Below are 9,202 nucleotides of genomic sequence, written 5' to 3' on the forward strand. Positions count from 1 at the left end.
CGAACACGCCGAGTATCGGCCGATCGGGAACCGGCCGGGGGGGCAGCGGCGGGGGGGGGGGGGGGCCCGGGGGGGGGGGGGGGGCCCCCCCCCCCCCCCGGGGGGGGGGGGGGGGGGGGGGGGGGCTATCCCGAACTGACGCCGTCCATGTGGACCCCCACCCCCGACCCCTCCCCGCAAGGGGGAGGGGAGCACAAAGCCGCGGGTCGCGCGCTCGCTGCGTAGCCCATCCTTCGAGACGCCCGGCTTCGCTCTGCGAGCTGTGCCGGGCTCCTCAGGATGACGTCGCGCGCGCGGCAAGCGCTGAGTGCTGGCGCGTGCAGCAGCCGCTTAGTTCGAGCGCAGCACGAAGCGGCGGTTGTCCTTCTGCGGCGGGCGGGCGTTCATCGGATAGAGCTTGGCGAACGCCGCGATGTCGTCGGCCGCCACCGTGATCGGATCGGCCAGCACCAGCCAGTCGACCACTTCCGAACAGGGCGGCGTGGTCAGCGAGCCCTCGTAGCGATAGTAACCGAGCTTCGGCGGCAACAGATCGTTGGGGTTGATGGCGTCGTCGGCCTTCACCGCGGGGCCTTCATGCTCCGGCATCGTGGAGATGATCTTGGCGAACGCCGGGTTGGCGTCGCCGGCGAGAAACAGCACGCCGAGCACGGCGAGGCCGCTGTCGCCGCGGTGCACGAAATGCGCTTCCATCGGAAAGTTCTTGCCGGCGATCAGGTGCTCGCTGGGCCTGTGGAAATGCACCTGCAGCAACTTGTAGGTGGTGTCGCCGCGGGTCAGCGTCGAGCCTTCGGCGAAATTCAACTGGATGGTGTGGCCGTTGTTGACGATGCTCTCGGCGCTACTCGCCCATTTCACGCTGAGGTCGTAGAGGTCGGACTTCACCGCGCCGTCGATGTCGATCGGCGATTGCTGGCTGCCGATCGAGCAAACCTGATTGGCGGGGTCGAGCTCGCCCCAATGGTTCGGGCCGGCTTCGCCCTCGTAACCCCAATGCGGATGTTCGGCGGCAAACCCGGTCGAGGCGCAGACCGGGCACAGCGCGAGCCCCGCCAGCGCTTTCAAAGCATGACGACGGTTCATGGACGATACCTCTGTTGTTGATAGCAACAGGCTGATAGCAGATTTCCTCGCGCCACGCGGATCAAGGTTGGTGGCGGGGTATGGGTATAAAGTCTACTGACTGGCCCAGACGATCCGGGCGATCCATTCGATCTCGGCCGGCGCCAGCGTGCGGTCGGGGTGGCTCGGATTGAGCGACAGCAATTCCAGCGTCTTGGCGGTGCGCCGCTTCAATTCCTTGACCATCACTTCGCCGTCGCGGGTCTTCACCACGACGCGGTCGCCGCGGCGGATCGGCGCGCCGGGCGACACCACGATGATATCGCCGGCGCGGTACGCCGGCTTCATCGAGTCGCCGGAAATCTCCAGCGCGTAGGCGTGTTCGTCGTTGACCGCGGGCAGCCCGACTTCGTCCCAGCCCTTGCCGACCGGAAAGCCGCCGTCGTCGAAATAGCCGCCGGCGCCGGCTTGCGCGAGACCGAGCAGCGGCACCGATTGCACCGCGCGCGGGCCGTCGCCGATCAGCTGCACGAAGGCGTCGATCGCGGTGTTGGTCGCCGTCAGCGCCTTGGCCACCGATTCGGTGGAGGGCCAGCGCTCGCGGCCGTCATTGGTGATGCGCTTGGATTTGTTGAACGTGGTGGGGTCGAGCCCGGAGCGTTTGGCGAGGCCGGACGGCGACAGCCCGGCGCGCTCCGCCAGGCGGTCCAGCGCGGTCCAGATCTGGTCGTGGGTCAGCATGGTCGTATCCTGAGCCGGCAGCGGCCGGCTGGCGGTCCGCGCGCCGGCAACTAGGAATTATTGCCTCAATCCGGGGTTTTGTGCAATCCGTCCGGCGATTGAAAAACGCTGCCCTTGAAGTGGACCGGCGCCGTCGATACGGTCGGGCCGATCCGCGGATTGCTCGTCAATCTGGCCTTGCGCGGTCGAACCGCGACGGGACCCGGTGTTGCCCCCAGCCAACCCGCAAGTGATTGTTTTGAAGCATGTTTCGACAGCGGGCGGGGCCTGGGGGCGCCGCTCCATGCGAGCAGGATTGCGGGCGCGTGCGCACCATTTACAAGATCTGTGATGCCTCGGCCTGGCGCGAGGCCGAACGCCAGGGGGTATTTGCCGGCAGCGCCGACGACCTCCGCGACGGCTTCATCCATTTTTCCACCGCGGCCCAGGTTGCGGGCACCGCGCGAAAACATTTCGCCGGCCGCAGCGGATTGTTTCTGATCGCGATCGACGCCGACGCGCTCGGCGAGGCGCTGCGCTGGGAGGCTTCGCGCGACGACCAGCTGTTTCCGCATCTCTACGGCGAGCTCGATCTCGGCGCGGTGATCGAGGTGTTGGAATTGCCCATCCGCGCCGACGGCTCCCACGAGATTCCGGAGCTCGCGCCATGATCCGCGCCTTCGACGCCGTCTCGCTGCCGCTGCTGCGTTGGCTCGATCCTGAGGACGCCCACCGGCTGGCGATCCAGGGGCTGCGGCTTTTGCCGCAGATCCGCCCGCGCGACGACGATCCGAAACTCGCGGTGCGCGCCTTCGGGTTGAACTTTTCCAATCCGATCGGCATCGCGGCGGGCTTCGACAAGAATGCCGAGGCGCCCGACGCCATGCTGCGGCTCGGCTTCGGCTTCGTCGAGATCGGCACCGTGACGCCGAAGCCGCAATCCGGCAATCCGCGGCCGCGGCTGTTTCGGCTGGAGCGCGACGAGGCGGTGATCAACCGCATGGGCTTCAACAATGACGGCGCCGAGATCGTGCTGCGGCGGCTCGCGGCGCGCGCCAATCAGGGCGGCATCGTCGGCGTCAATGTCGGCGCCAACAAGGATTCGGTCGATCGCGTCGCCGACTACGTCCGGCTGATCGAGACCTTCGCGCCGGTGGCGAGCTATTTCACCGTCAACGTGTCGTCGCCGAACACCCCGGGCCTGCGCAATCTGCAGCAGGCCGCCGCACTCGACGACCTGCTGGCGCGGGTGATCGAGGCGCGCGACCGGGTGCAGCAGAATGCCGGCGACACCCCGGTGCTGTTGAAAATCGCGCCGGACCTGACGCTGAACGAACTCGACGACGTGGTGCACATCGCCCGCTCGCGCCGTGTCGACGGCATGATCGTCGCCAACACCACGTTGTCGCGCTCGCAGGCGCTGCGCGACAAGGCGCGGGCGAAGGAGCCCGGCGGGCTGTCGGGCCGGCCGCTGTTCCGGCTGTCGACGCGGATGGTGGCGGAAACCTTCGTGCGCGCCGAGGGCGCGTTTCCGCTGATCGGGGTCGGCGGCATCGATTCCGGCGGCGCGGCGCTGACCAAGATCCGCGCCGGCGCGACGCTGATCCAGCTGTATTCGGCGCTGATCTATAAGGGCCTCGGCCTGGTCGACAGCATCAAGACCGACCTCGCCTCGACGCTGCTACGCACCGGGCGGGACTCGCTCAGCGAAATCGTCGGTGCCGACGCGCCGACCATCACCGCGGAAGACTGGCCGGTGTAGCAACGGCGTCGCGGATCGCGGCGAGGCGGCTCACGCGCGCGCCGCGCCGAGGCTGGCGAAATGGCCACGGCGTTGCAGCCAGGCCAACAGGATCAGGCTCGGGATCGCCACCAGCACGCAGATCACGAAGAACAACGGCCAGCCGGTGGCCTTGGCGAGATAGCCCGCGCCCGACGACAGATAAGTGCGCCCGACCGCGGCCAGCGCGGTGAGCAGCGCGTATTGCGTGGCGGTGTGCAGCGGGTTCTGGCACAGCGCCGAGAGGTAGGCGACGAAGATCACGGTGCCGATCGCGGAGGTGAAATTCTCCGCCGTAATCGCAAACGCCAGCGCCCATTGATTGACGCCGACGATCGCCAGCCAGGAGAACGACAGGTTGGCGACCGCCTGCAGCAACCCGCCGATCCACAGGCTTTGCGGCAGCGTATAGCGCCGCGCCAGATAGCCGCCGGCAAAGCCGCCGATTAATGTGGCGGCGAGCCCGACGCCCTTGACGATCGCCGCGTAGTCGTTGCGCGAAAAACCGAGATCGATCACGAACGGCGCCGTCATGGTGCCGGAAAACGCGTCGGTGAATTTGAACAGCACGACGAAGGCCAGCACCGCCAAGGCGTCCTTGCGGGCCAAGAACTCCGCGAATGCGCCGGTGGCGGCGCGCACCACGCGGACGAACGCGCTCTCGCCGCGCGAGGCTTCCTCGGCGCGCGCCGATTGCTCGGGCTCGGTGGCGAGCAGCGCGGTGACGGTGCCGATCAGCACCATCGCCGCCATCGTCACATAGCCCCACATCCAGGCGGTGGCGCGGGTCTGCCCGGTCGATTCATAAGCGCTGACCAGGAACAGCGCCCCGGCGGTGGAGATCAGCATGCCGATCCGATACGCCGCGACGTAGGACGCCATGCCGGCGGCCTGCTCGTTTTCCGGCAGGCTTTCGACGCGAAACGCATCGACCACGATGTCCTGCGTCGCCGACATCGCCGCGACCAACAGCGCGCCGAGCGCCACGAACAGCGGCGAGCGCGCCGGATCCGACAGCGCCAGCAGCAGGATCGCGCCGATCAGCAGCGCTTGCGCGAACACCAGCCAGCCGCGGCGGCGGCCGAACCGCCTCGTGAACAGCGGCACGTGCAGCGCGTCGACCAAGGGCGCCCAGAGGAATTTCAGCGTGTAGGGTGTTCCAACCAGCGCGAACAGCCCGATGGTGCCAAGATCGACGCCGGATTCCCGCATCCACACCAACAGCGTCGAGCCCGACAGCGCCAAAGGTAGCCCCGACGAGAAGCCGAGAAACAGCACGATCAAGACGCGGCGCTGCAGATACACCGCGAGCCCCTCGCGCCACGAGGCGCGGGCGGCGGGCGGGGCGGAATTCGGCAGGGCTTCGGGCGCGGTCATTCCGCAGTGCTAGCAGATTCGGCTGCTCTCCAAGGATGGTCATTCCGGGGCGCGGGCCGCGGCAGCGGCACGCGAACCCGGAATCTCGCTGCTGGTCCAAGATTCAGCCAAGTCGCGAGATTCCGGGTTCGCTCGGGCTTCGCCCTCGCGCCCCGGAATGACGGGGTTGACTCAGAGGTCGCCGCAGAACGTTGTAAAATTAGCCTACCGCGCAAAGAATCCCGGCGCGGCGGCGGACGGTCCGACATCGGCCGGCGGACGCAACACCCGTCTCGGCTGCTGCTGCGCCGGCGGCGTGGATTGGAAGCCAAAGAATCCACCCAAGGACGACGCCGGCGACGATGAGGGCGGCGACGCGGCGGACACCGCCGGCGACGACGGCGAGGCCGGCGGCGCGGATGAATTGGAGATGATCGGCCGCGGCTTCTTCGGCTTCGGCGGCGCGGCCGGCGCCGCGGCGGCCGGCTCCGGCGTGGCCGAGGCCACCGGGGTGTCGCCACGCGCCTGTTCCAGGCCGACTTCGCGGCGCGGCCAGACGAAATCGTCGGCGCGGCCGGCGGGTGCCGCCAACGGCTCGCCCTTGACCAGGGTCTTTGCCGCCAATGCGTCGACCGGCGCCGGCCTTGTGCCGGGGCCGCCGAGCAATTGATCGGTGCTCACCGAGGACGCCACCAGCGGCACGATCGGCCCGGCCAACGGCCGCGGCGGCGGCAGCCCGGGCTGCGCGCTGGCATCCGGCGTCGCGGGTTCGCTGGGCAAGGCGATCGGCGCCGAACGGCCGGCCAGCAGCCGGGTGATCTCGCGCTCGACGTAATGCGCCAGTTTGCGGGCGCCGGCCTTGGTGAAATACACCCCGTCATAGGAGCGCAGCCGGCGGATCTGGCCTTCGAAATCCGGGCCCTGGTTCAGGAAGCGGCCGGCCTCGTCGACGAAGCCGTCCCAGACGTCGACATAGGTGATGCCGGCCTTGGCGGCGGCTTCGCGATACAGCGCGTTGAGGAACTGCGAATCCGAAGTCGCCTTGGTGCCGCGCACCGCGGGCAGGCCGACCCACAGCACCGGCACGCCCTTGGTCTTCAGCACCGCGATCATCTCTTCGATCTTCTTGCTGTAGAGCTCGACCCAGCGGTCCTCGCGGAATTCGTACAGCCCGTTGGCCGAGCGCGCGGTCTTCTCCGGCGCCATGATGATGGGCGTATCGCCATTGTCGGCGTCGTCGGCGAGGTCGGGATCGGCCGGCTTGTCCTCGGGCTTGGCGCCGTCGGCCGGCTTGGCGTCCTTCTTGGCGTTTTTCGGATCGGCCTTGGGCTCGCCGGGCTTGGCGGCGGCCGGCTCGCGGATCGCGGCGCGGTCGTTCAACCCCAGCATCACCACGATGGCTTCCGGGTTTTCGCTCGCCAGAATGCCTTTGGCGGCGGCGGCCCAATCGGCCGGCTCGCCCTTGGGCTGATAGCGGATCAGGCCGGACACCGTCTTGTGCTTGCGGATCACCCCCATGTCCGGGGTTTCCGAATAGGCGTCCTCGAGCCCATAGGCCAGCCAGTCGGCCATCGCGTCGCCGAGCACCAGCACGTTGCGCTCGGCCGGGGTCTCGCGTCTATCCGGCGCGGGGGCGCGGGAAAAATCTTCGCGCGGCCGCGGCGCCTGTCTCGGCGCCTGCTGCTGGAACGGGGCGAACACCTCGTTGCCGAACCAGCCGCCGCCGCTGCGCGGGATCGGCGCCTGCGGACGCGGCGGCGGGCCGCCGAAATTGCCGAAATTGAAGAATTGCGCCGAGGCGGGGCCCGCGATGCCGAACAGCAGCAGCCCGGCCGTGGCCAGCGCCAGCAGCGGGCCGCGCTCGGTCAGGACGCGGAAAAAGGATTTTGGACGGTTCGACATCGGCTCCGCGCGCTCGGCAGGGAAGGATCCAACGCCGCTATAATAGCGGATTCGGGCGGCACGCGGGCGGGTTTCGACGGAGGCGGCGCGGTATGGTGAATGGCGAAGGCTCTAGCGCCCTCTCAGCCGCTCCAGCACGTCGCTCGACGCAAAGCCGTCGGCCGGCGTGCCGATCGAGGCCTGGAAGCCGCGCAGCGCCTCGCGGGTCTGGCCGCCGAGCTGGCCGTCCGGTTCGCCGCGGTAATAGCCGCGCTGCACCAAGAGCTGCTGCAGCTCGAGCCGCTCGGCGCGGGACAGCACGCGCTCCTGTCGCGGCCAGGGCTGGATGAACGGCGCGCCGCCGCGCAGCCGGTCGGCGAAATGCCCGATCGCCAGCGCATAGGCCTCGGCCGGATTGTATTTCATGATGACGCGGAAATTCTGCAGCATCAGAAAGCCCGGACCATCGGCGCCGGCCGGCGCCAACACATAGGCCTTGTCGGCGGGGTTGGGGAACGGCTGGTTGTTGGCGCGCTTCAGGCCGAGCTGCTGCCATTGCGCGATGCTCATCGCCTTGGCGCGATCCGCCAGCATGAAGTTGAAGCCCTGCGGCAGCACCACCTCGTAACCCCAGCTGGCGCCGCTCTGCCAGCCGTCCTTCTTCAGGTTGTTGGCGGTGGAGAAGATCAGGTCGGCCGGATTGTCGACCACGTCGCGGCGGCCGTCGCCGTCGGCGTCGACGGCAAAGCGTTTGAACGCGGTCGGCATGAATTGCGTCGGCCCGAACGCGCCGGCCCAGGAGCCGCGCATCTGCTCCGGCTTGAGGTCGCCGCGATGCAGGATCTCCAGCGTGACCAGAAATTCGTCGCGGAAATATTTCTGTCGGCGGCCGACGCAGGCCAGCGTTGCAGTGGACTGCAGCACGCTGCGGTCGCCCATCTGGGTCGAGTAGTTGGATTCGATGCCCCAGATCGACGCGATGATGTAGCGGTCGACGCCGTAGGCGCGCTCGGCGGCGTCGAACTGCGGCTTGTATTTCGCCAAAACCTCGCGGCCCTTGGCCAGCCGATTGTCGTTCACCAGAATGTCGAGATAATCCCAGATCGCCTTGGTGAATTCCGGCTGCGAATCCATCAGGTCCATGATCCGCAGGTCGGGTACGAGGCCCGTGGTGAAGCGCTGGAAGCTGTCCTGCGAAATGCCGCGGCGCGCCGCGTCCGGCCACATCGAGGCGACGCAATTGTCGAAATTCGACGCCGCCTCGCGGATCGCCGCGGCGGTCATCAACGGATGGCCCGACGCGCCATCCTCGCCGCTCCAGACCGGCGCGGCGCCGGGCGCCTGCGCCGTGGTGGCGGGCCGCGGTGCTTGTGGCGCGGTGCGGCTGCCTTGCGAGATAGAGCCGGTGAAGATGTTGTCGAACAGGCTGAACGGCCCGGAGGACTGCGCCGACGCCGCACACCCGCCGAGCGTCATGCCGAGCGTCGCCGCAATCGCCGTCTGCCGTGCTCTGGTGCCGAGGGTCATGTTTCTCATTCCGTGCCGCGTTGAAAAGATGCGGGGGTCAGCAGGCCTTGTCACGGTTTCTATTCGCTTAACAAAGCCGGTCTTTTATGGTCAGCGCAGGGTTGCGGGGGACGCCGCCCGCGACGCAAATCGAGTTCCAACATGCTCGGCATCCATGAGCTGTGGCTGTTCGCGCTGTCCGGACTGCTGCTCAACATCACCCCGGGGCCTGATACGGCCTATATCGTCGGCCGCAGCGTTCAACTGGGCTGGCGAGGCGGCGCTGCTGCGGCGCTCGGCATAGGCTTCGGCTGCCTGCTGCATATCGTCGCTGCGGCGGTCGGGCTGTCGGCGCTGCTCGCCGCCTCGGCTGCGGCGTTCACCGCGATCAAGCTCGTCGGCGCGGGCTATCTGATCTATCTCGGCGTGCAGATGCTGCGGTCGCGACCGGGCGGTCAGTCGAGCGCCGCCGCGCCGACGACGCTGCAAAACATCTCGTTGCGCGAAGTGTTCTGGCAGGGCGCGCTGACCAATGCGCTCAATCCCAAGGTGGCGCTGTTCTTCCTGGCGTTCCTGCCGCAATTCGTCGATGCCGATGCGCCGCATCAGGGGCTGGCCTTTCTCGCGCTCGGGTTGCTGTTCGATCTCAACGGCACGCTGTGGTGCTTGTTCATCGCGGCCTTTGCGGCCAAAGCCGCGGAGCGGCTGCGTAGCTCCGGCGTGATGCAGCGATGGTTCAACCGCGCGCTCGGCGGATTGTTCATCGCGCTCGGCGTCCGCGTCGCGCTGCTGCAGCGCTAGATGTGAGCTTTCAATAGGTTGTTCATCCGATCCAGACCGAGGAAACTGAGGTTGCGAAGTTCAGGCATCCAAGGAGGACCGGATGAACATCCACAA

General features: G+C 68.0%; 8 protein-coding genes. 3 read left to right on the forward strand and 5 right to left on the reverse strand.

Annotation, left to right across the window (positions count from 1 at the left end):
• Window positions 1-330 precede the first annotated feature (330 nt).
• Entirely contained in the window at window positions 331-1,083 is a 753-nt protein-coding gene (locus HNR60_RS23725) for a carbonic anhydrase (protein WP_184262870.1), read from the reverse strand.
• Window positions 1,084-1,176: 93 nt separating this feature from the next.
• Entirely contained in the window at window positions 1,177-1,803 is a 627-nt protein-coding gene (locus HNR60_RS23730; RefSeq protein ID WP_184262872.1) for a S24 family peptidase, read from the reverse strand.
• Window positions 1,804-2,108: 305 nt separating this feature from the next.
• Between HNR60_RS23730 and HNR60_RS23735 the strand changes: the two genes are divergently transcribed.
• Both HNR60_RS23735 and HNR60_RS23740 read left to right on the forward strand, forming a co-directional pair.
• Window positions 2,109-2,453 (forward strand): DUF952 domain-containing protein, encoded by a 345-nt coding sequence (locus tag HNR60_RS23735; protein ID WP_184262874.1) that lies wholly within the window; start codon window positions 2,109-2,111, stop codon window positions 2,451-2,453.
• Entirely contained in the window at window positions 2,450-3,544 is a 1,095-nt protein-coding gene (locus tag HNR60_RS23740) for a quinone-dependent dihydroorotate dehydrogenase (protein WP_184262876.1), read from the forward strand. The genes HNR60_RS23735 and HNR60_RS23740 overlap by 4 nt, the downstream gene beginning before the upstream one ends.
• Window positions 3,545-3,574: 30 nt before the next feature.
• Here HNR60_RS23740 and HNR60_RS23745 read toward each other — a convergent pair whose 3' ends face one another.
• From HNR60_RS23745 to HNR60_RS23755, 3 genes are all read right to left on the reverse strand, one after another.
• Entirely contained in the window at window positions 3,575-4,939 is a 1,365-nt protein-coding gene (locus HNR60_RS23745; protein WP_184262878.1) for an AmpG family muropeptide MFS transporter, read from the reverse strand.
• Between the two features lie 204 nt (window positions 4,940-5,143).
• Entirely contained in the window at window positions 5,144-6,820 is a 1,677-nt protein-coding gene (locus tag HNR60_RS23750) for an SGNH/GDSL hydrolase family protein (protein WP_184262880.1), read from the reverse strand.
• Window positions 6,821-6,931: 111 nt separating this feature from the next.
• Window positions 6,932-8,275, reverse strand: a complete 1,344-nt coding sequence (locus tag HNR60_RS23755; protein WP_246433080.1) for a lytic murein transglycosylase — start codon at window positions 8,273-8,275, stop codon at window positions 6,932-6,934.
• Window positions 8,276-8,467: 192 nt separating this feature from the next.
• On the opposite strand from HNR60_RS23755, the gene HNR60_RS23760 reads away from it, so the two are divergent.
• Complete coding sequence (locus HNR60_RS23760) at window positions 8,468-9,106, forward strand: LysE family translocator (RefSeq protein ID WP_184262884.1); 639 nt, start codon at window positions 8,468-8,470, stop codon at window positions 9,104-9,106.
• Window positions 9,107-9,202: the final 96 nt, after the last annotated feature.

It is taken from the genome of Rhodopseudomonas rhenobacensis (assembly GCF_014203125.1).
Classification (GTDB): Bacteria; Pseudomonadota; Alphaproteobacteria; order Rhizobiales; family Xanthobacteraceae; genus Rhodopseudomonas_A; species Rhodopseudomonas_A rhenobacensis.

Bases quoted from the DNA above. Each gene is read 5' to 3' on its own strand.
- HNR60_RS23740 (WP_184262876.1), top strand. From the start codon at position 2,450: ATGATCCGCGCCTTCGACGCCGTCTCGCTGCCGCTGCTGCGTTGGCTC.
- HNR60_RS23730 (WP_184262872.1), bottom strand. From the start codon at position 1,803: ATGCTGACCCACGACCAGATCTGGACCGCGCTGGACCGCCTGGCGGAG.
- HNR60_RS23745 (WP_184262878.1), bottom strand. From the start codon at position 4,939: ATGACCGCGCCCGAAGCCCTGCCGAATTCCGCCCCGCCCGCCGCCCGC.
- HNR60_RS23755 (WP_246433080.1), bottom strand. From the start codon at position 8,275: ATGACGCTCGGCGGGTGTGCGGCGTCGGCGCAGTCCTCCGGGCCGTTC.
- HNR60_RS23750 (WP_184262880.1), bottom strand. From the start codon at position 6,820: ATGTCGAACCGTCCAAAATCCTTTTTCCGCGTCCTGACCGAGCGCGGC.
- HNR60_RS23760 (WP_184262884.1), top strand. From the start codon at position 8,468: ATGCTCGGCATCCATGAGCTGTGGCTGTTCGCGCTGTCCGGACTGCTG.
- HNR60_RS23725 (WP_184262870.1), bottom strand. From the start codon at position 1,083: ATGAACCGTCGTCATGCTTTGAAAGCGCTGGCGGGGCTCGCGCTGTGC.